Consider the following 21183-nt stretch of genomic DNA (forward strand, 5'->3'; position numbering starts at 1 on the left):
CTGCGCCATCTCTAACGCCGCCCGAACAGGCGACCGTCGATGGTGACGAGGCCGAGGGCGATCAGCGCCATGCCGCCGAGTTCGAACAGTTCGAGCCGCTCGCCCAGGAACAGGAAACCGAGCAGGATGGCACTGGCCGGCACGATCAGCGTGACCAGCGAGGCGTTGGTGGCGCCGGCCGAGGCGACGAGATTGAAATAGAGGATGTAGGCGAAGGCCGTCGACAGCAGCGCCAGTGCCAGCACCGCCGCCCAGACCGGCGGCGAGGCCGAAAACAGATTGGCGGCATCATAGGTGAACAGAACGACCGGGATCATAATGATGGTCGAGCAGGTCAATTGGCCGGTGGCAATGACCGGTGACGGCACACCCTTGAAGCGGCGGGCGATCATCAGCGCAACCGCATAGGATAGCGATGCTCCGATGAGCGCGAATTTCGCCCAGACCGGACCGCCGAGCCCGGCGACGAGGCCGGGGCCGATCATCACCGCCGTTCCCGCGATACCGAGGGCGATGCCGGCAAGCTTGTTCCACGACAGCTTTTCGTCGCTGGTCAGGGCGTTGGCGAGGATCAGCGTCCAGAACGGCGTCGTCGAATTGAGCACCGAGGCGACACCGGCGCCAAGCTCGGTCTGGCCGGCAAAGATCAGCGAGAAAGGGATGACGTTGTTGGCGAGCGCCAGCAGGAAGAACAGGCCGGCATGCGGCAAGGCGAGACGAAACGACGGGCCACGGACCGCAAGATAGAGCTGCAACGCGATCGCCGCTATGGTGACGCGAAACAGCACCAGCACCAGCGGCGGAAGTTCCGACACTGCGATGCGGGCAAAGAAGAACGAGCCGCCCCAGATGGCGCCGAGCAGCAGAAGCTGCGCCCAGTCCTTGAGCACCATCGGACCGCGCATCGTGGTGGTGGCAGCTATCGCCATTGGTCGTCCTCCCAGACGAGATGCCTTGCTCTCTTCAGGCATCTGTTCACGCTCTACCCGATCCGGCCGCAAGGGCCACCCGAAACCTGAGCGATGGCCTAGCTCGCTCATAACCGGCGTGCAGCACCGGCGTAGCGCCGCGAAGCCAGGGCGGCGAGACATAGAATTGTTTTCATTAGCCGCTAGCTTGGATTAATTGTGCGCAGCCTCAGTCAAGGGATTCGTCCATGCAGCGATTCGAAAATGCCCGCGAGGCAGCGCTGGCGCTTCGCCCGGACGATCCGATCTATTGCTTCCGCCCGCAGGTGCTGAAGGCGGACGCCAAACAGTTCATGGGCATGTTTCCCGGCAAGACCGCCTATGCGGTCAAGACCAATGGCGAGCAGATCGTGCTCAACGCCCTGGTCGAGGCCGGCGTCGGTGCCTTCGATGTGGCCTCGCCCGGCGAATTCGCCGCCGTGCGCGCCGTCTCGCCGGACGCCGAGATGCTCTACATGCACCCGGTCAAGGCGCAGTCGGACATCAGGCTGGCGCTGGAAAAATACGCCATCCGCGTCATTTCGCTCGACCATGAGGACGAGATCACCAAGCTGACCAGGGTGGTGCGAGCGCTCGACATCGATCCGGGCGCCATCACCGTGTTCGTGCGCATCCAGACGAAAGGCTCGGCGGCCTACGAACTGTCGAAGAAGTTTGGCGCCGGACCGGCCAATGCGGTCGAACTGGCCGAACGGCTGAACCGGACGGGCTACAAGGTCGGGCTGTGCTTTCACGTCGGCAGCCAGATCGAGGATCCCGACACCTATGAGCGGGCGCTGGCCTCCGCCGACTGGGTGCGCAACCGCGTCGGCTTCGACGTTGCCGGGCTCGATGTCGGCGGCGGGTTTCCCGCCGAATACGGTCATGATCCGAACAGCCGCAAGCCGGAAATGCCGTCGCTCGGCCAGATCATGTCGCGGCTGTCGGGCGACCTCCAGGAGTACCAGTTCGACCAGATGCCGCTGGTGGCCGAGCCCGGCCGGGTGATCGTGGCGCGCTGCCTGTCGCTGATCGTGCGCGTGCTGCTGCGCAAGGGCAAAAGGCTCTACATCAATGACGGCATCTGGGCATCGCTGTCGGATTCATGGACCGGCAAGATCACGCTGCCGGCGCGCTTCATCCCCGATCCGGCGATCCGCTCGCGCAATGGCGAGGACAAGACCATCGTGCCGTTCAAGGTCTGTGGCGCGACCTGCGATTCCGTCGACATATTGTCGCGGCCGTTCTGGCTGCCCGAAACAGTCGATACCGGCGACTGGATCGAGATCGGCCATATCGGGGCCTATTCGCTGTCGCTCAGAACACGGTTCAACGGCTTCTATCCCGACACCTTCGTCGAAGTGGCGACGCCGTTCGACGAAGGCGATGCACCGCAGGGGTTCGCCAGCCTGGAGACGATGGCGGATTAGTTAATGGTGGAATGGTGAATAGTGAATAGTGAATAGTGAATAGTGAATAGTGAATGGTGGTAGCTCTGGTGCTCAATGCGGCTCCGGTGCTATTCTTTTCACCATTCACCATTCACCTCCTTCACAGCCTGGCCAGCAGCTCCGGAGTCGGCCAGCCGTCGACCGGCAGGCCCAGACGCATCTGCTCCTTACGGATGGCTTCGCGGGTGTTGGTGCCCAGGATGCCGTCGACGGTGCCCACGTCATAGCCTTTCGCTTCGAGCTTGGTCTGTAGCGCCTTCATCTGGTCGGCGTCGAGGCCGGGTTCGGGGTTGCGCGGATCGAATCGCGGCGCGCCCCCCAGTCGGGCGGCAAGATTTGCCGCGGTCAGGGCATAGGTGAAGGACTGGTTCCACTCGAGATAGACGTCGAAATTGTCGTAGGTCAGGAAGGCTGGCCCCTTGCGACCCATGGGCAGCGCCAGGCCGGCCTTCAGGCCGTTGTCGAGAAGCGGCGTACCGTCGGGCCTGGTAACGCCCCACTGGCTCCATTGCGTCAACGGCAGCTTGTTGGTGCGTCCCGTCTGCTCCCACGGCAAATCGTCAGGCACACGGACTTCCTCGATCCAGGGCTGGTCGCGCTTCCAGCCGCGCGACTGGATCTTGCTGGCCGTGCTCATGATCACGTCCGGCGCGCTGCCGCGCAGGTCGACCAGGCCGTCGCCGTCGCCGTCGACGCCGTGGCCGAGATAGTCGGAAGGCAACATCTGCGTCTGGCCGATCTCGCCGGCCCAGGCACCGGTCACGTCGGCCGGCACCACGCCGCGATCGATCAACATCAGCAGCGGCACGATCTGCGGCCGGAACAGCTGCGGACGGCGGCAGTCATGCGAGAGGCTCACCAGCGCGTTCAGCGTATGAAAATCGCCCTGCACGGCGCCAAAATCGGTCTCCAGGGCCCAGAAGGCGGCGATGACCGGCGCCTGCACGCCGTATTCGCGATCGGCGCGGACAAAGACCTCGGCATATTTTTGCAGATTGGCCGCACCTTGCTTCAGCCGATGCGACGAGATCATGCGGTTCGAGAATTCGATGAAGGTCTGGGTGAAGACGCCCTGGGCGCGGTCGCGTGCCAACGCCTTCTCATCGAGGGTGGCGTTTTCCAGCGCATCAAGGCCGGCAGCGCCGACGCCGGCCGCCCTGGCCTCCGCCGCCACGCCGTGCTTCCATGACTCGAAATCCCCGCCGCATTGCTGTGCCGCTGCCGGCACGGCGGTCAGGAGCAGCGCCGCGAGAAGTCCAAAGCGCAATCGCATCGCTATCCTTCCAAGAAGATTACCGGCGGTTGCAGGCATTCGTCGTTGGCTGTGTCGAAAAGCAGGCGGCAGGCCTGGTGTCAACGGGTGTTCTGCCGCAACCACTTCTTCCACGCGGCTTCGGAGCCGTTGAAGACGCTGATGTCGGCGTTTCCGGCCATGCCCGGCACGACACCCGTTCCGGTATACTGCCAGAAGGTGAAGGGATGGCTGCCGTATTTCTGGCGCGGGTGCCCGGCGACGGAGCGCAGCCAGTAGGGGTAATTGCGGAAGCCCGATAAACCGTTATCTTCGAAGAAATCGACAGACGTGTAGATGATTGGCTTCTTGCCGTAGTATTTTTCGACGATTTCGAGGAACGTGCTCATCTCGCTGCGTACCGTGGCGGGATCGGGCCGCAGCTTGCAGGTCGGCGATTTCGGGTTCCATTCCATGTCGAGAACCGGCGGCATCGCCGAGCTGTCTTTGGGCACGTTCTGGATGAACCAGCGCGCCTGGGTAGCGGCCGGCGTGCAAAAGTAGAAAAAATGATAGGCGGCACGGGGGATGCCCGACGCCCTGGTGCGGCTCCAATGCTCGTTGAAAGCTTCATCGAAACGGTCTCCGCCTTCGGTTGCCTTGATAAAGGCGAAGGAGATGCCGCTGGCCCTGGCCGCCGGCCAGTCGATCGATGTCTGGTATTTGGAGACGTCGGTGCCGTGGACGGCATAGCTCCACGGTGCGCCGCTGTCCCATTCATGCGGGTCGGAATCGGCAAAACGCGGCGCGCGTACCGCAACCATCGAGGCGCTGGACGACGATAGCGATGGCGTCAGATCCTCGACCGTCGAGCAGGCACCAAGCAGCATCAGCGTGATGAGAACCGCGAAACGGCGCATCGCTACTTCCCGAGCCGGTTTCAGCCGGCCGCTGATGGGTCTTTCCGCGGGTGGCCCCTCGACCGGGCGCAGCGTGTCTGAAACCGACTTACGCGGCGCACCTGGATCTTCGTTTCATGCATTCCCAAACCGTTACGCAGTTTTGGGACGCATGCATTCAAGCCCCGCCGGACGGTCACCCCACAGGATCGCCCGGTCTGTCCCAAGCGCGTCGCTTCGACGCGCTTGGCTCTTTTGTCTATGCATGTCGTTGTCCCACAACCGCTGCGCACTTCTGGGCGACATGCACCTGTGATCGCCGATCATGGTTGATATTCGGTTGACGGCGCTCGACAAGAGCCGCGATTTTGCCGAACAATGGCGGCAAATCGATGACATAGATCGCGCTCAGGGGAATTCGAAAAAATGCAGATCCTCCTGAAGTTCGTCAAATGGCTGCTCGGCCTGGCTGCGCTGGCCGCCGCGATACTCGCCGGCTGGCTGTATTTCGCGCCGCCGGAACTGATCCGCGTCGGTTCCGGCTATGCCGCCAAGATCGTCTGCTCGAACGTCTTCATCGCCGGGCGAGACGCCGACGACGTGCTCGCCGTCGATGTGCAGGCGCCGGGTCATCCGCTGCTGAAGCTGATGAGAGTGTCGGTGGACAAGGAGAAGGGAACGGTTTCGGCGGGCCTGTTCGGCGCGCTCGGCAAAAGTGTCGCGGTTGCGCGCGACGGGCTCGGCTGCGCCTCGGTTCCCGACGGCGATATTGCCGCCGCCAAGGCTGCCGCCGGAGCTGCACCGACGCCGGCGCCGCTGCCCGATCTGGTCTGGCCGGAGGGCGACAAGGCCGATGCCTCGCAGGATCCCGAGGTCGCGAAAGTCCTCGACGATCCAGCCATGAATGGCGCCGGGATGCGGGCGGTCGTGGTGGTCAAGAACGGCCGCATCGTCGCTGAGCGTTATGGCGACGGCTTTTCCGAAAAGACGCCGCTATTGGGCTGGTCAATGACCAAGACGGTGAATGCGGCGATCGTCGGCACGCTGGTGAAGGAGGGCAAGCTGGCGATGACCAACCAGGGCCTGTTCGGTCCCTGGAAGGGAGATGGCCGCGCCGTGATCAGCCTCGCCGACATGATGGCGATGTCGAGCGGGCTGGAATTCAACGAGGATTATGGCGACGTCGCCGACGTAACGCGCATGCTCTATCTCGAACCGGACATGGCCGGCTTTGCCGGATCCAAGCCGCTGACCGGCGAGATCGGCAAGGTGTTTTCCTATTCGAGCGGCACGGCGGTGATGCTGTCCCGATTGTGGCAGGACGCAATCGGCGACAAGGACAAGGCACTGGCGTGGCCGAGGACCGCGCTGTTCGATCCGCTCGGTATGCACAGCGCTGTGCTTGAGGCCGACGAGCACGGCACCTTCGTCGGCTCGTCCTATCTCTATGCCACGGCACGCGACTGGGCGCGCTTCGGCCAGTTCCTGCTGCAGGGCGGCGTCTGGAACGGCAAGGAGATCCTGCCCGCCGGCTTCGTCGACTGGATGCGGGAACCGGCAACTGCCTCGAAAGTCTACGGCAAGGGGCAATTATGGATAGAAGGACCGGGCGACGAAGAAAACCCCGGCGCCGGCGTTGCCGCAGGTCTGCCGAAGGACACCTATTGGATGGAGGGACATGACGGGCAGACGGTCGCCATCATCCCCTCCGAGCAGCTGGTTGTGGTGCGGCTCGGGCTGACGCCGGCCAGGCTCGGCTATCGGCCGCAGGTGATGGTGGCGGCGCTGGTCAAGGCGCTGCACTGAGGAATGCGGCGGTCGCAGTCTTGTCTATGCGGCTGTCGTCAAAGGCTTGGCGCGATCAACACGCGCCCGCTCGTCGGGTGAATTCATAACCGTCCAAAGATCGTTACGGCGCTGGACGTTCAACCAGAAATCCGGGCTGTTGCCAAACACCCGCGCCAGAATGAGCGCGGTGGCCGCCGTCACGTTGCGGCGGCCGTTGCACAATTCGTTCACATGCTTGCGCTGGACGCTCATAGCTTCGGCCAAAGCCGCCTGTGTCAGGCCGAGTGGTTGCATGAATTCTTCCGTAAGAATTTCGCCAACCGTTGCTGGCTTGCGTGCGGTCATCAACATGTCTCACCTCATTTATATATAACTGTGGTCGTCGAGATAGATGTCCGACGCCTCGCCCCGGCCCCCGTCCCAGCGGAAGACGAGCCGCCATTGTTTGTTGACACGGATCGAATGGAAGCCTTCGAGATTGCCGCGCAACTTCTCGAAATGGTTGCTGGGCGGCACACGCAAATCCTGATCGATCGCCGCGTCGTCAATCATCTGGAGGTTGCGGAACAAACGGCTTTCGAGATCGGACGGAATATTGCGGGAGTGAGTGTCGTCCACGAAGAAAGCCCGCAGCCATCCATCTCTAAATCCGATGATCATCCCATGCTTCCGGCGAGGAGATAATGTACCACTCCTTGGGTCACATGGCAATGTGTGATTTAGCCAATTAACTGATTTCAGCCACGGCCCCCATTTAGGATTGGAGCCCCAAAACCTTCCACGCCAAAATTGATATTAGATGGCGATCTTGATCACGGCGAGCCAGCTGTAGCCGCGATAAAGTGTTCTGAATCGAAGGCTTGCACCAACTCTCGCAGATTCCGATTCCAGGACGTCGCGCAGGGCTTCACGCGGCTGGACATGGAATTTTCTCAACCAGCCGCGCAGCAGCGTGCGGAACCAGCCGGGCAGGGCCTCCTGCTGGCCGAAATCGACGACGTGCAGCGAGCCGCCCGGTGACAGGGCAGCAAGAGCCGCGGATACCGTCTTTTCCCAGCCGGGAATCATCGACAGCGAATACGAGACAAAAATGCGGTCGAAACTTTTGACGCCGAACAGCGCTTTCGCGTCGAAATTCGTGGCATCGCCGCGCGCCAGCGTGACGCGGCCGGAGAGGCCTGCGCGCGCGAGGGCGGTAGTGGCCGTCTCCAGCATCTCGGCCGAAATATCGAGGCCGAAGAAGCGCGCGCCGGGATAGCGGCGGGCGGCGAGGATGATGTTGCGGCCGGTGCCGCAGCCGAGCTCGAGCACGGTGCCGCCGGCCGGCACATCCAGTCCGGCGATAAGCCGGTCGCGGCCGAGCAGATAGTATTTGCGGGTCAGGTCGTAGATATGACGCTGCCAGCGGTAGACGCCGTCCATCAGCTCGGCATGGCTGGCCGGCAAGTCGGTCGTGCTCATGCGGACCGCTTCACATAGAGATGGAAGCCGCCATAGATGGCCGAGCGGTCGCGCGCCGAAAACTCGCGCGAGGCGTCGTTCTCGTAGCGCCACTGATCGAGCAGCGAATTCGAGACGCGGCCGGGCAGCAGGCTGGGTTCCGCTGCGGTGCGGAAGATGACGCGGGCGCCGGTTGAGGCGGTTCGGGTGATCTCGGCCCACAACCCGTTGAGCTGGTGGTCGGTCATCCAGTCCTGTGCATCGAGCAGCACGAAGCGATCCACCGAGCCGGCATCCTTGCCGGCAAGGAACTCGATCAGATTGGCGTGGTGGATGGCAACGCGATCGACATTGTTGCGGATCGTCTTGTAGTTGCGCTTTTCGAGATAGGCGGGCAGGGCGGCCTCGCCCGGATCAGGGTAGCGGCGGGCGAAAGCCTGCCAGGCGAAATAATTGGTCTTCAGCGGAAAATCGCAGGCGAGCTTTTCCAGTCGTGCCTTCAGCACGCTGGCCATGGTGCCGTCACCCGAGGTGATCAGCGAATCGTACTGGGCCGGCGGAATGCCGAGGCCGAACAGCGAGGCTTTTCGTGAGGTCGCCCATTTCAGCAGCGGTTTTTTGAAGACCGGCGCCAGCTCTTCGTCGAAGAAGCGGCGCTGATCGGCGATGCTCTTGGCGTCCATGATGCCGGCCGGGTCGACGCCGAAGAATTTTGCGGTGCGGTGGCCCACGGCGATGAACAGGCCAAGCAGGCCGGTCTGGTAGAAATTGCGGTCGAAGACAGCGATGCGGCGACGGCCGCGCCAGTTGCGGCGCTCCCAATAATGGCGGCTGACCGGGTCGAGATGCGGTGCGATGAAGCGATCGTAGGCCTGTGAATTGTGCCCGGTCTCAGCCGCGCCGAAGAAACGGAACAGGTCGCCCTGCGACGGCAGGTGACGGACGGCTTCGAGCTTCATGCGGTTCAGCGCGATATGGGCAGCGTTGAGGTCGACGGCATCGATCCTTTCCGGCGAGCGGGTGAGATAGGCAAGGATGTTACAGCCGCCGGAGGCAATGGTGACGATGCGGTGGCCCGTCCCGAGCTGCATCGCGTCCATGTCGATTTCGGGGTCTTCCCAGATCTGCGGATAGACGAGGCCGGAGAACAGGAAGGCGAACAGGCGCTCGGAGATGCCGGCTTTCGACAGCGGGCGGTTCTGGTAGACGGCCTTGCCGACTTCCTTGCCGCGGCGAAAAACCAGGTCCCCAGAAATGTCCGTCATGGCAAGGCGATTCCCCGTTTGCGTTGCCGCAAGCGGGTAGCGCAGGGTGATGACAGGCCGGTGACAGCCTGTTGACGCCGGCTCAAGCATTGCTGTGGCGCGCAAAATTAGGTGGTGCCTTGGCACAACCTTACTTGGCAGCGAATTTGGCTGGAAAATCGAGGGCCAGTCGAATCGTAGTTCATGAATCTACGATCAATCCGTAGAGGCAGGCGAGCATCCCCAAATGTCGGTTCCGGTGTCGCAGTTTTCATGAGTTTGTCAGCGGTTGAAACCAAGATAGCCAAATGTATTTGTACAGAAAGTGAGCATCAACCAAAGAGGGCTTGTGCAGAATATGCACCACAGCACGATCACCGTTCGAAACACTTGATCATGAGGGAATGTGAACGGATCGATCTTGGGATGACCTAAGAGTTTTGATAAGGGCGGCACATAATTACCTGTAGCGGCAGCATGCATCGTCTTAGAAAAATGTTTCCATCTTAGAAAAACGAAGCAAGCCCAAAATGCAGGAAAAAGCGTCAGTGCGAATATCATCTTTAGCGGTATGGGTTGCCCGCCGTGAATGATCCATCCAGGGCAACTACTTCGCGCTGGATCGACCAGCGAAAAGATGAAGGCCTCCACAACAACTCCCAAAAAACAGACTATAGCTCCCCACTTAGCAACCCTTCGACAGAAATCTGGATCATAGTTCGGGAGGCGCGTATACTCATCCATATGGGTGCTAAGTCCTCATCGGTCCTGGAAGTCTTTGGTATAGAATGGCGAAGCTGCTCTTCGCCCTTGAGGGTTTGATCCGCCCGCCGACATCGAAATTGCGCCCGCAACCCTTTTTGGCCCACGGTCGGTTTGGTCCCGCCGGATCGCTCTCAGCCCCCTGCTTTCCATAGGCCCCCTGCTTTCCATAGCTTGCGCAATCGTGCCCGCCGTTTTCCCACCTTGCCCTGCCTAGGCGGCCGATATCATCTTATCTTGCGCCTTACACTTGCGCGTTACGACTTGCCAAATCCACCTGGGGTCGGCGTCGTCACGATGACCGCCTCGCCAGCGTCGAGGATGGTCTGATCGCAGGCTTTCAGCGTCTCGATCGCGCCGGTCTTGCGGCGGACCTTGGTCGAACCGGCCTCGCCATCGCCGCCTCCGTCCAGTCCCCGCGGCGGGCGGTTGCGATGCGAGGACAGGATCGCGCATTCCATTTTTTCGAGGAAGCGGATGGTGCGCCGGGTGCCGTCGCCGGCATTCCATTTGCCTTCGCCGCCGGAGCCTTCGCGGATATGAAAATCCTCCAGCAATACCGGGAAACGCAGTTCCAGCACTTCCGGATCGGTCAGGCGCGAATTGGTCATATGGGTGTGGACGCCGGAGGTGCCGGCAAAACCGCGGCCGTCGTTCATCCGGCCGGCCGGCGAGCCCGAGCAGATCGTCTCGTAATACTGATACTGCTTGTTGCCGAAGGTGAGATTGTTCATCGTGCCCTGCGCATTGGCCATCGCGCCCATGGCGCCGAATAGCGCGTTGGTGACGTGTTGCGAGGTCTCGACATTACCGGCGACGACTGCCGCGGGATAGGCGGGTTTCAGCATCGAGCCGTCGGGAATGATGATGTTGATCGGCCGCAGACATCCGGCATTCATCGGGATGTTGTCTTCGACCATGACGCGGAAGGCATAAAGCACAGCGGCTCGGGCGACCGGCTCTGGCGCATTGAAATTGTTCTTCATCACCGGCGACGTTCCGGTGAAGTCGACGGTCGCTTCGCGCTTCCGCCGGTCGACCGATATCTTCACCTTGATCATTTGGCCGGTGTCGGTCGGGTATTCGTATTCGGAACTGTCGGGCAGCCGCTCCAGAACGCGGCGCACGCTTTCGGCGGCATTGTCCTGGACATGGCCCATATAGGCTTCGACCACATCGAGGCCGAAATGGGCGACCATCTTGCGCAGCTCGGCGACGCCCTTTTCGTTCGCGGCGATCTGCGCCTTGAGGTCGGCGATGTTCTGGTGCGGATTGCGCGCCGGGTAGGGGTGGTCGGTGAGCAGCGTCTCCAGGTCCTTCTCGCGGAACCGGCCGCGATCGACGACGCGGAAATTGTCAAACAGCACGCCTTCCTCGTCGACGGTTGTGGCAAGCGGCGTCATCGAGCCGGGCGCGGTGCCGCCGATGTCGGCATGATGGCCACGCGAGGCGACGTAGAAGAGGATCTTCGGCGATTGGCCGATCTCCCCCCTTGTAGGGGAGGTGGCGGCGAAGCCGCCGGAGGGGGTCGTTGCGGCAGTGCTCGACGCACTTGTGGTGCCTTCTGCGAGGACCCCACCCGGCCGCTTCGCGGCCACCCTCCCCTCAAGGGGGAGGGAAAACACCGGCGTCACCACTGTGATATCAGGCAGATGGGTGCCGCCATTGTAAGGTGCGTTCAGCGCAAAGACGTCGCCGGGATGGATGTCGCCGGAGTTCAACCGGATGATGGTTTCCACCGAGCGGTCCATCGAGCCGAGATGCACCGGCATATGCGGCGCGTTGGCGACCAGCGCGCCATTCCGGTCGAAGACGGCACAGGAGAAGTCGAGGCGCTCCTTGATATTGACCGAATAGGCGGTGTTCTGCAGCGTCACGCCCATCTGCTCGGCGATCGACATGAACAGGTTGTTGAAGACCTCCAGCATCACCGGATCGGCTTCGGTGCCGAGTGCGGCGTGTCGGCGCTTCTTCTCGACGCGCCGCATCAACACGTGATCCTTGGCGGTGATCTCGGCCTGCCAGCCCGGCTCGACGACAATGGTCTGGTTTGGCTCGATGATCAAAGCTGGGCCGGCGATCTTGTTACCAGGCTTCAGCGTTTCGCGAGGGAAAATGCCGGCGTCGCGCCAGACGCCGTCGACAAAGATTTTCCGGTTCCCGGAAGGACTTGCGGCCATGTCTTCAACAACTGAATCGCTTTCGTCGCGGCCGGTGCCGCCGGTATCGGTACCTTCGACGCCGATCGACTCAACGATCATCGGCTTGTCGTCGTAGACGAAACCGAACTGTGCCTTGTGCGCCGATTCGAAGTCCGCCTTGGCCTGCGCAATCGAGCCGTGCCCGAAGTTCACAGGCAGCGCGGTATCGGTGCCGTCGTAGCGGATCTGCAGCACCGGTCTCGAGACGACCGCGTCTTCGCTGATGCCTTGCGCGGCGAGTTCGTCGATGACGGCTTTGCGCAGCGTTGCGATGAGTTCATCGATCGCTGGCCCGGAATTGTCCGCCAGCGGCTTCAGCAGCGCCTGCTGGCGTGACGCAAATACAGAGGATAGGCCGATGCCGTATGCCGAGAGCAGGCCTGAGAAGGGATGGATCAGCACCGCCTCCATGCCGAGCGCATCGGCGACCAGGCAAGCGTGCTGGCCGCCGGCGCCGCCGAAGCAGTTCAGGAGGTATTCGGTGACATCGTAGCCGCGCTGCACCGAAATCTTCTTGATGGCGTTGGCCATGTTTTCGACGGCGATGGTGATGAACCCTTCGGCGACGGTTTCCGGGGAGCGGCCGTCGCCGATCTCGGCGGCAAGGGCCGCGAATTTTTCGCGAACCGTCTGGACGTCGAGCGGTTCGTCCTGGCCCGGTCCAAAAATAGCCGGGAAGAACTCGGGCTGCAGCTTGCCCAGCATGACATTGGCGTCAGTGACGGCCAACGGGCCGCCGCGCCTATAGGCGGCCGGGCCGGGATTGGCGCCGGCCGAATCCGGCCCGGCGCGAAAGCGGCCGGCCTCGTAATGCAGGATCGAGCCGCCGCCTGCAGCGACGGTGTGGATGCGCATCATCGGCGCGCGGATGCGCACGCCGGCGACCTCGGTGTCGAAGGCGCGCTCGTAGTCGCCATCGTAATGGGCGACATCGGTGGAGGTGCCGCCCATGTCGAAGCCTATGACCTTGCCGAAACCGGCGAGTTTTGCCGTCTCGACCATGCCGACGACGCCGCCGGCCGGGCCGGACAGCAGCGCATCCTTGCCCTGGAACATGTCGGCGGCGGTGAGGCCGCCCGACGACATCATGAACATGAGGCGAGGGCTTTCCCTCCCCCTTGAGGGGAGGGTGGCGGCGAAGCCGCCGGGTGGGGTCGGCTCGACTGGGTTCGACCTACTCTCCCCCCTTGAGGGGGAGATGGCCGCAAAGCGGCCAGAGGGGGTCCTGTCAGAAGGCACCACAGGGGCGTCGAGCACTGCCGCAACGACCCCCTCTGTCGGCTCCGCCGACATCTCCCCCTCAAGGGGGGAGAGGACGCCCAGTTCCTTTGCCACTCTTTGCACATACCTAGCCAGGATCGGCGACAGGTAGGCGTCGACCACGGTGGTGTCGCCGCGGCCGACCAGCTTGATCAGCGGCGAGACCTCGTGACTGACCGAGACCTGCGAAAATCCGAGTTTTCTGCAGACCTTCGCAACTGCCTTTTCGTGATCGGAATGTTTCCAGGCATGCATGAAGACGATCGCGACCGCATCGATGCCGTCCGCCTTGGCTTGCTCAATAGCCGGGCGTACCGAAGCAATGTCGAGCAGGCGCTCGACACTGCCGTCGGCGCGAACCCTTTCGTCGATCTCGACGACGCGCTCATAGAGCTGTTCGGGAAGGATGATCTGCTTGGCAAAGATATCTGGCCTGGCCTGATAGGCAATCCTCAGCGCATCGCGGAAGCCTTTGGTGATGAGCAGCAGCACACGGTCGCCCTTGCGCTCGAGAAGCGCATTGGTGGCAACCGTGGTGCCCATCTTGACATCGCCGATCAGAGCGGAGGGGATTGGAGCGCCGGGTTGGACGCCGAGCAAATCGCGAATGCCCTGGATGGCAGCGTCGGCATAGGCTTCGGGATTCTCGGACAGCAGCTTGCGCGGGTGCAGCGCGCCTTGCGGGGCACGGCCGATGACATCGGTGAAGGTGCCGCCGCGGTCGATCCAGAAATCCCATTTTGCAGTCACAGCGGCGCTCCCGGGATTTTTCCCTGTTCGATCTGTTAGCTCGCGAGGCCCTGACCGGCAATCGTCAAGTGATTGGAATATGTTACAGGCAGAAATGCAACGTTACGAAACTCATGCGCAGCTTACGCATTGTGTCCTCGACCGCCGCCGGTAACGGAGGCGTGATTAGAGGAGAGATATCATGAAGAAACTCATTCTTGCGTCGGTGTCGGCGCTTGCGTTGCTTGGCCTTGCCGCCTGCAGCAACAGCGGCACCGACAACACCACGACGCAGAGCACCAACCCGCCGGCATCCGACCAGACGATGAAGCCGGCTGCTCCTGACGCCAACAAGCCTGCCGAGCCGGCTCCGGCTCCGGCACCTGCGCCGGCTGCTCCGGCTCAGTAGTCAATGTGACAGCCAAGGAAAGGCTGGCCTCACAGGCCGGCCTTTCTGCTGCTTACGATACCAGCGCCTGGCGGCCGAGTGCGACGACGTGAGCGCTGGCGCCAGCCGCCTCAGGCATTGCGCCAAATCGATTGGGCCAGCCCCTGCGGCACTGTCTTGGCTTGATAGCGATGGGTGGTTGGTCCTATGAAGCCCCCATGTCGATTTGGGACCGCCTTGGCGACTTCGTCACACGCGTTTCATCTTCAGCGTCGTCAGGCGTCGCCGAAGTGGTCGAGGCCGTGCGCACGGTTTTCTCCGGCGATGCCGATCTGCGCCGGCGTGTCGCCTTCTCGGTGGCGATGATCGCCCTGTCGGCCAAGATGGCCAAGGCAGACGGCATCGTCACGCAAGACGAGGTGCGCGCCTTCCAGGAAATATTCGAGGTGCCGAAGGAACAGAGGCGCAATGTGGCGCGGCTCTACGATTTGGCCAAACGCGACATTGCCGGTTTCGAGACCTATGCCGAGCGGATGGCGCAGCTTTGCGGTTCGGGCCATTCGAACTGTCTGATGCTCGAGGATATACTCGACGGGCTGTTCCACATCGCCAAGGCCGACGGGCTGGTGCATGAGCGCGAGGGCGAATTCCTGCATCGCATCGCCGAGATATTCCGCATCGATGAGGCGCATTACCAGAGCATCCTGGCCCGGCATGTCGATCTGGGTGCCGCCGATCCCTATGTTGTGCTCGGCATCGAGCGCGGGAAGCCGTTCGAGGAGGTCCGCAGGCGCTACCGCAAGCTGGTCTCCGACAATCATCCGGACCGGCTGATCGCACGCGGCCTGCCGCAGGAATTCATCAAGATCGCGACGACCAGGCTGGCGGCGATCAACGCGGCCTATGAAATGATCGAGCGAGGCCTGCGGCACGCATGAGCGGCTTTCCGCCCGATGAGCCGAGCGCCGAGGTCAGGGTATCGCCGAATTTCGGACCACGGCGCGGGACGCTCGGACCCGATATGATCGTGCTGCACTACACCGGCATGGCTACCGGCGCCGGTGCCGAGGCATGGTTGTGCGATCCGGCAAGCGAGGTCTCGTCGCACTACCTGGTCCATGAGGACGGCCGCATTGTTCAGATGGTAAGGGAAAGCGACCGCGCCTGGCATGCCGGCAAGAGCTCGTGGTTCGGACAGAGCGACATCAACTCCTGTTCGATCGGCATCGAGATCGTCAATCCGGGGCATACGCTCGGCTATCGCAACTTTGCAAAACCGCAGATCGGTGCGGTGATCGGCCTGTGCGCCGGCATCATCGAGCGCCATTCCATTCCGGCGCAGCGGGTGCTTGCCCATTCCGACGTGGCACCGGGGCGCAAGGTCGATCCAGGGGAGAAATTTCCATGGAAGGCCTTGTTTGCCGTCGGTATCGGCCATGTTGTGCCGGCAGCACCGATCCGGCGCGGCGCCGTGCTGAAGCCAGGCGATACCGGCGCCGAGGTAGAGGCGCTGCAGTCGATGCTGGCGCTCTATGGTTATGGCGTCGAGATCACCGGCGCCTTCGATCGGCAGACCGAAATCGTGGTAGAGGCATTTCAGCGGCATTTCCGGCAGCGCCTGGTCGATGGCATGGCTGATGGATCGACGATCCGCACGCTGGAAAGGCTGCTCGCTTCCGTAAGGATAGCCTCTCTCAAATAATCTTTTGCCAGCTTAAAAATTACAATCTGTTACTCAAAGTGACTTGCGTCGCCTTCTTTGGCGCCAATTCCGTCGTCAAAGGCGATCCGTACAGATTGTCGGACGTCTATCCCCCCAAATGTTCCGATGTTGATTGAGGGTATCTGCGCGAAGTTCTTTGTGCAGATCAAACAGAACAGGATCACATGCAGAAATTGACCGTTTTAACGGCAGCCATTGCTGCCGGCGTAATGACTTTTGCCTTCAGTGCGGCAAACAGCGCACCGCTGAGCCAGCGGGCCGATCAGGGCTTCAGTGCCGCAGCCGGCAAAACCGCCGTGCCGAAAGCCACCCGTGGTGCAAAAGTAGAGAAGACCGCCACCGCAAAAGTGGAACAAGCAACCGCGGTAAGGACGAAAAAGCCGGCCCCTGCGAAAAAGCCAACCGCTGCAAGAAAGACAATCTCAAAACACTATGTGAAGCGTAACCGCAAAAGCATCGACCACATGGCAACGGCGTCAGTCGCTCCGAAGAGCAGGCCAGCGCCTCAGGCGGTGGTAGTCGGCGCCAGCGGACAGTATTCGGCGATCATTGCGCGTTATGCCGCCAGCTATGGCGTCCCGGTGTCGCTCGCCAACGCCGTCATCAAGATCGAAAGCAACTACCAACCGAACCAGGTCGGCAGCGCCGGCGAGATCGGCCTGATGCAGATCAAGCCGGCGACGGCGCGGATGATGGGCTATAGCGGTTCGGTTCAGGGCCTCTATGATCCAGATACCAACATCAAATACGGCATGAAGTACCTCGCCATGGCGCGGGATCTCGGCGGCGGCACGACCTGCGGCACGATCCTGAAATACAATGCCGGCCATGCCGCCACACGGATGAACCCGGTGTCCGCAGCCTATTGCGGCAAGGTCAAGGTCCAGCTGGCTGCACTTGGAGCGCCCGCCTGACAAGCGACAACTTGCTTTTTCGTTTGCGTTTTCGGGCCTGAACCCCTTTATACGCCTTGCCAGCTGGCCGGGCGGCCGCACCCGCGAAGCCGAAAGGCTGCGGGTGAGGAAAGTCCGGGCTCCATGGAGACACGGTGCCGGTTAATGGCCGGCGGGGGCGACCCCAGGGAAAGTGCCACAGAAAGCAAACCGCCACGATCCAATCGTGGCAAGGGTGAAAGGGTGGGGTAAGAGCCCACCGCGCGACTGGCAACAGGAGCGGCACGGTAAACCCCACCGGGAGCAAGACCGAATAGGGGCGGTGCGAGGGGAAACCCTCGAGGGCTGTTTCCGGCTCACCGTCCGGGTAGGTTGCGTGAGGCGTATGGCAACATGCGCCCAAGATGAATGGCCGCCACGTTCTCGCCGTGTAAGCGGCGAGGGCCATACAGAACCCGGCTTACAGGCCAGCTGGCAGTTTTCCCCGATAAAAGGAAATCTCCTGATATCAGCAGGTTGCGTCTTCGGGCGCAGCCGTTGGTTCAGTTTTCGACCCGCAATTAAGCGCGACATTCCTTGAAAATGGTGCGATTAAATCGTACCATTTGGATGACGGTATTCAGGAGCGCGTCATGGGACAGGTCGATAAACGCAGCATCACGCTGTCGCCGGAATTGGCGGCGGTGGTCGACGACGTGGTCGCCGCCGGCGAATATGCCTCGGCGAGCGAGGTGATCCGCGACGCGCTGCGGCAATGGAAGGACCGGCGCGACCTGCTCGGCTACACGGTCGAGGAATTGCGCAAGCTGGTGCAGGAAGGGATCGACAGCGGGCCGGGGCTGGACGGGCCGCCAATCATGGAACGGCTGCGCGCCAAATATCTGAAAATGGCCGGAACCAAAGGCCTTGAGGAGTGAAATACCGCCTGCTTCCTCAGGCATTGATCGACCTCGAAGCCATCGGCGACTACATTGCCGAACAGAATCCAAATGCGGCGGTTCGGCTCGTGGATCTCTTGCAAAGGCGGTGGGATTTGCTGACCCTGCACCCCTTCTCAGGTGCGCCGCGCGAAGACATCGCAACCGGAATCCGTCACCTGATCGTCGGCGAATACCTCACCCTGTACCGCGTCAGTGAAGAGGCGATCGAAATCGTTCGCGTGCTGCACGGCCGGCGCAAGATTGATGCCGACGATCTGAATTCGTGATTGCCGATTCAGCCACCGATTGCGTCTAGCGACGCCTCGATCGCCTGCCAAAGCTCTTCCACCGGCTCGCAGCCGACCGACAGGCGAACGAAGCCGGGCGGAACGGCATCTCCCCTTTTTGATCGCCGTTCCGCCGAAGTGTGCACGCCGCCGAACGATGTCGCAGCCTGCATCAAGGCGCAATTGTTGATGAAATCCTCGGCCTTGTCCTCCGAGGCGAGCACGAAGGAGATGAGAAAGCCGAAGCGCTCCATCTGGGCGCGGGCAAGATTGTGCGATGGATCGCTCTCCAGTCCCGGAAAGCGCAAGCCGCTGATCGCGCGATGGTTTTTCAGTCGTCGCGCTATCATTTCGGCGGAAGCGCACATGCGGTCGAAGCGCACGTCCAGCGTTTCGAGGCCGCGATGCACCAGCCATGCCTCGAACGGCCCGGGGATGGCGCCCGACGTCTCGCGCCAGTCGGTCACCCTCGAGATAATGTCCGCGTCGCGGCTGGCGACATGGCCGAACAGCACATCGGAATGGCCGTTTGGTGCCTTGGTGTCGGCGGCAATGACGATATCTGCGCCGAGATCGAGCGGGCGCTGGCCGAAAGGCGTCATCGTCGTGTTGTCGACCACAAGCCCCGCACCCGCTTTGTGCACGGCTTCGGCGACGGCTGCGATGTCGCATATATCCAGTCCCGGGTTGGCGGGCGTTTCGACGAAGGCAAGCCGGTATCCGTCGAAGCCGCCGTCGAGGAAGCTCGACGTCGGCCGGACATCATAAGCGACGCCGAAGGACTTCAGGAAGCGCTCTGCCAGCGCTCTCGTCGTGTGATAGCCGTCGGACGGCAGCAGGATACGGTCGCCGGCTTTGAGCAGGCCGAAAAATACTGCCGAGATGGCAGCCATCCCCGAGGGAAAGGCGACGCATGGGGCGTCTTCCAGATGCGCCAGCATGTGCTCGACCGCATCCCAGGTTGGATTGCTGAAGCGGCCATATTGATCATAGCCGGTGGCGTCGCCGGGCGCATGAAAGATGGCGGCCATGGTCAGGGGCAAGGGGATCGGGTCGCCCTTGGCCAGCCCGCCGCGGCGCAGATGGGGAAGTGCCGCGGCGCGTGACTTGGCTGTTTCGGACATGGTTTCAACCTCGTTACTGACCGGAAAAGGACATGCCGAGGCTATGCGCGGCAGCGATCCGCAGCAAGCCGGCTCCGGTTGGGCCACACGGCTCTAAACGCTTCGTTAGGCTTAATAGACGATAAAGACGGGAGTGCCGTCAAAGCTGCTCTCCCCAGTCGTGGCAGGCGCGTTTTGAAGACTGTTCCCGTTGACGCCCATAACACCCCATGATATCCCATTCCGATACTCAAGCCTTCGTTTCGTGTCAGGGTGAAGCGTACGCCAATCGGGCAGCCGCGGCGGCTGCGCGTTTGCCTGCGTTCGCCCGTTATAACGAAGTGGGTTTTGGACGCCGACCGGGCTGGGGCGGCGCGGACAGGAAGATGCAGAGGGGTGCGGCGGCGCAAGCGGCCGTAACGCGTAATGGACCGGTTTCTGTCGAACGCGGTGAACAGGATCGATGCGAAGGGACGGGTGTCCGTGCCGGCGCATTTCCGTGCCGTTGTGCAGAAACGCGGCTATTCGGAACTTTATGCGCTACGCTGCCTGGATCGCCCGGCGATGGATGTCGGTGGGCTCGACCTGCTCGATCGCTACGAGCAGCGTATCGCCCAGGAAGACCCGTTCCTGCAGACGGCGGACGACATGTCGTTCTTCTGCCATGGCGATGGAACGTTTCTGAAGCTCGACCAGGACGGCCGTATCACGATGAGCGATTTCATTCGCGAGCATACCGGCATTTCAGCGGAAGTGGCCTTCGTTGGCCGCGGCAATTTCTTTCAGATCTGGGAGCCGGGACGGCTCAGCGCCTATGGGACGGAAGCACGCGCCCGGCTTTTGCAACTTCGGCAGGGGACGAAGCCCGGGGAGCGGCCGGAATGATGGCGGGCGACGGCGATGAAGTTCATGCCGCTGGCGGACCAGCCCGTCACATTCCGGTCCTCCTTGCCGAAGTTCTGGAGGCGCTGGCGCCGACAAAAGGCGAGGTGATCGTCGACGGCACGTTCGGTGCCGGCGGCTACACGAAGGCCATTCTGGCAAGCGGAGCCTCGGTCGTCGCCATCGACCGCGATCCGGATGCGATCGCGGCGGGGCGGGCCCTTGAACAGCAGTCCGGCGGCAAGCTCAGGCTTGTCCAGGCACCGTTCTCGACGCTCGACGAACAGGTTGAAAGTGCCGATGGCGTCGTGCTCGACATCGGCATCTCCTCCATGCAGATCGACCAGCCGGAGCGCGGCTTTTCGTTCCGGGCCGATGGGCCGCTCGACATGCGCATGGCGCAGGCGGGCCTGAGCGCCGCCGACGTCGTCAACACCTTCAAGGTGGGCGATCTTGCCCGCATCTTCGGTTTTCTCGGCGAGGAACGCCATGCCGGGCGCATCGCCCGCATGATCGAGAGCCGTCGCGAAAAACGCCGCTTCGAGCGCACGCTCGATCTTGCCGATGCCATCGAGACGCATATCGGTCGCGCGCCAAAGGACAAGATCCATCCGGCCACCCGCGTTTTCCAGGCGCTGCGCATCTTCGTCAATGACGAACTCGGTGAACTGGCCAAGGCACTGTTTGCCGCAGAGCGCGTGCTGAAACCGGGCGGGCGGCTTGTCGTGGTGACCTTCCATTCCCTGGAGGACCGCATCGTCAAGCGCTTCATCGCCGACAGAGCCGATTCAGCGACCGGATCGCGGCACCTGCCCGAGGCGCAGGCGCGCACCGCCACCTTCACCAAGAAGGGCGGCGGCGTAACGCCTGGCGATGCCGAGATAACGGCAAATCCGCGGGCGCGCTCGGCAAGGCTGCGCGCTGCGATCCGTACAGAGGCGCCGGCGCGCGCCGGCGATTTTTCGATTTTCGGCCTGCCAAAACTGCCTGGCCCAAAGCTTCCCGGCGCCGATCGACCGGGAGAGAGGTGAGCAC

The 21183-nt window shown here is 62.2% G+C and carries 20 protein-coding genes and 1 other RNA gene; 11 read left to right on the forward strand and 10 right to left on the reverse strand.

The annotated features are described in order from the left end of the window. Positions 1–11: 11 nt before the first annotated feature. On the reverse strand, positions 12–929 hold the full coding sequence (locus NKH90_RS18805; RefSeq protein ID WP_352820357.1) for a DMT family transporter: 918 nt from the start codon (positions 927–929) through the stop codon (positions 12–14). A gap of 227 nt (positions 930–1156) precedes the next feature. Here NKH90_RS18805 and NKH90_RS18810 point away from each other — a divergent pair, with 227 nt between their 5' ends. Continuing rightward, the gene (locus NKH90_RS18810; RefSeq protein WP_352820359.1) at positions 1157–2377 is read left to right on the forward strand and encodes an alanine racemase; all 1221 of its coding nucleotides are present in this window, start codon (positions 1157–1159) and stop codon (positions 2375–2377) included. A 121-nt stretch (positions 2378–2498) separates the two neighbouring features. Here the strand turns inward: NKH90_RS18810 and NKH90_RS18815 are convergent, their stop codons facing one another. After that, positions 2499–3671, reverse strand: a complete 1173-nt coding sequence (locus NKH90_RS18815) for a lytic murein transglycosylase (RefSeq protein WP_352501074.1) — start codon at positions 3669–3671, stop codon at positions 2499–2501. Between the two features lie 80 nt (positions 3672–3751). Continuing rightward, positions 3752–4549, reverse strand: coding sequence for a glycoside hydrolase family 25 protein (locus NKH90_RS18820; protein WP_502893719.1), 798 nt, complete (start codon positions 4547–4549; stop codon positions 3752–3754). Positions 4550–4954: 405 nt separating this feature from the next. Here NKH90_RS18820 and NKH90_RS18825 point away from each other — a divergent pair, with 405 nt between their 5' ends. Continuing rightward, positions 4955–6334: a serine hydrolase domain-containing protein gene (locus NKH90_RS18825; protein ID WP_352820361.1), complete on the forward strand. Its 1380-nt coding sequence runs from the start codon at positions 4955–4957 to the stop codon at positions 6332–6334. Positions 6335–6358: 24 nt separating this feature from the next. Here the strand turns inward: NKH90_RS18825 and NKH90_RS18830 are convergent, their stop codons facing one another. The 6 genes from NKH90_RS18830 to NKH90_RS18855 form a co-directional block, all read right to left on the reverse strand. Continuing rightward, positions 6359–6667 (reverse strand): HigA family addiction module antitoxin, encoded by a 309-nt coding sequence (locus NKH90_RS18830; RefSeq protein ID WP_352820363.1) that lies wholly within the window; start codon positions 6665–6667, stop codon positions 6359–6361. A 12-nt stretch (positions 6668–6679) separates the two neighbouring features. Continuing rightward, a complete protein-coding gene (locus NKH90_RS18835) occupies positions 6680–6976 on the reverse strand; it encodes a type II toxin-antitoxin system RelE/ParE family toxin (protein ID WP_352820365.1) in 297 nt (98 codons plus the stop codon). Positions 6977–7111: 135 nt separating this feature from the next. After that, entirely contained in the window at positions 7112–7777 is a 666-nt protein-coding gene (locus NKH90_RS18840; protein WP_352820366.1) for a class I SAM-dependent methyltransferase, read from the reverse strand. Next, entirely contained in the window at positions 7774–9021 is a 1248-nt protein-coding gene (locus tag NKH90_RS18845) for a BtaA family protein (protein ID WP_352820367.1), read from the reverse strand. Before NKH90_RS18845 ends, NKH90_RS18840 begins: the two co-directional genes overlap by 4 nt. A gap of 261 nt (positions 9022–9282) precedes the next feature. Next, entirely contained in the window at positions 9283–9651 is a 369-nt protein-coding gene (locus NKH90_RS18850) for a hypothetical protein (protein WP_352820368.1), read from the reverse strand. A gap of 368 nt (positions 9652–10019) precedes the next feature. Beyond that, the gene (locus NKH90_RS18855; RefSeq protein WP_352820369.1) at positions 10020–13973 is read right to left on the reverse strand and encodes a hydantoinase B/oxoprolinase family protein; all 3954 of its coding nucleotides are present in this window, start codon (positions 13971–13973) and stop codon (positions 10020–10022) included. 181 nt (positions 13974–14154) lie between these two features. Here NKH90_RS18855 and NKH90_RS18860 point away from each other — a divergent pair, with 181 nt between their 5' ends. The 7 genes from NKH90_RS18860 to NKH90_RS18890 all read left to right on the forward strand — a co-directional run bounded on the left by NKH90_RS18860 (position 14155) and on the right by NKH90_RS18890 (position 18163). Further along, positions 14155–14361 (forward strand): hypothetical protein, encoded by a 207-nt coding sequence (locus NKH90_RS18860; protein WP_023676780.1) that lies wholly within the window; start codon positions 14155–14157, stop codon positions 14359–14361. Between the two features lie 197 nt (positions 14362–14558). Continuing rightward, positions 14559–15278 (forward strand): TerB family tellurite resistance protein, encoded by a 720-nt coding sequence (locus NKH90_RS18865; RefSeq protein ID WP_352471547.1) that lies wholly within the window; start codon positions 14559–14561, stop codon positions 15276–15278. Beyond that, the gene (locus NKH90_RS18870; protein ID WP_352471548.1) at positions 15275–16042 is read left to right on the forward strand and encodes an N-acetylmuramoyl-L-alanine amidase; all 768 of its coding nucleotides are present in this window, start codon (positions 15275–15277) and stop codon (positions 16040–16042) included. Before NKH90_RS18865 ends, NKH90_RS18870 begins: the two co-directional genes overlap by 4 nt. Positions 16043–16227: 185 nt before the next feature. Then, positions 16228–16977, forward strand: coding sequence for a lytic transglycosylase domain-containing protein (locus tag NKH90_RS18875; protein ID WP_352471549.1), 750 nt, complete (start codon positions 16228–16230; stop codon positions 16975–16977). A 59-nt stretch (positions 16978–17036) separates the two neighbouring features. Then, positions 17037–17435, forward strand: an RNA gene (rnpB, locus tag NKH90_RS18880) — RNase P RNA component class A. Between the two features lie 153 nt (positions 17436–17588). After that, entirely contained in the window at positions 17589–17873 is a 285-nt protein-coding gene (locus tag NKH90_RS18885) for a type II toxin-antitoxin system ParD family antitoxin (RefSeq protein WP_352501068.1), read from the forward strand. Then, entirely contained in the window at positions 17870–18163 is a 294-nt protein-coding gene (locus tag NKH90_RS18890; RefSeq protein WP_352501067.1) for a type II toxin-antitoxin system RelE/ParE family toxin, read from the forward strand. Before NKH90_RS18885 ends, NKH90_RS18890 begins: the two co-directional genes overlap by 4 nt. A gap of 8 nt (positions 18164–18171) precedes the next feature. On the opposite strand, the gene NKH90_RS18895 is transcribed toward NKH90_RS18890, so the two are convergent. After that, positions 18172–19287, reverse strand: coding sequence for a cystathionine gamma-lyase (locus NKH90_RS18895; protein WP_352501066.1), 1116 nt, complete (start codon positions 19285–19287; stop codon positions 18172–18174). Between the two features lie 405 nt (positions 19288–19692). Here NKH90_RS18895 and mraZ point away from each other — a divergent pair, with 405 nt between their 5' ends. Both mraZ and rsmH read left to right on the forward strand, forming a co-directional pair. Next, positions 19693–20151 carry a division/cell wall cluster transcriptional repressor MraZ gene (gene mraZ, locus NKH90_RS18900; RefSeq protein ID WP_254818997.1) on the forward strand — a complete coding sequence of 153 codons (459 nt, stop codon included), beginning with the start codon at positions 19693–19695 and terminating at the stop codon, positions 20149–20151. Beyond that, the gene (rsmH, locus tag NKH90_RS18905; RefSeq protein WP_352767741.1) at positions 20148–21179 is read left to right on the forward strand and encodes a 16S rRNA (cytosine(1402)-N(4))-methyltransferase RsmH; all 1032 of its coding nucleotides are present in this window, start codon (positions 20148–20150) and stop codon (positions 21177–21179) included. The genes mraZ and rsmH overlap by 4 nt, the downstream gene beginning before the upstream one ends. The last annotated feature ends 4 nt before the right edge of the window (positions 21180–21183 follow it).

Origin of the sequence: Mesorhizobium sp. M0898, assembly GCF_040319695.1 — a bacterium.
Taxonomy (GTDB): Bacteria; Pseudomonadota; Alphaproteobacteria; order Rhizobiales; family Rhizobiaceae; genus Mesorhizobium.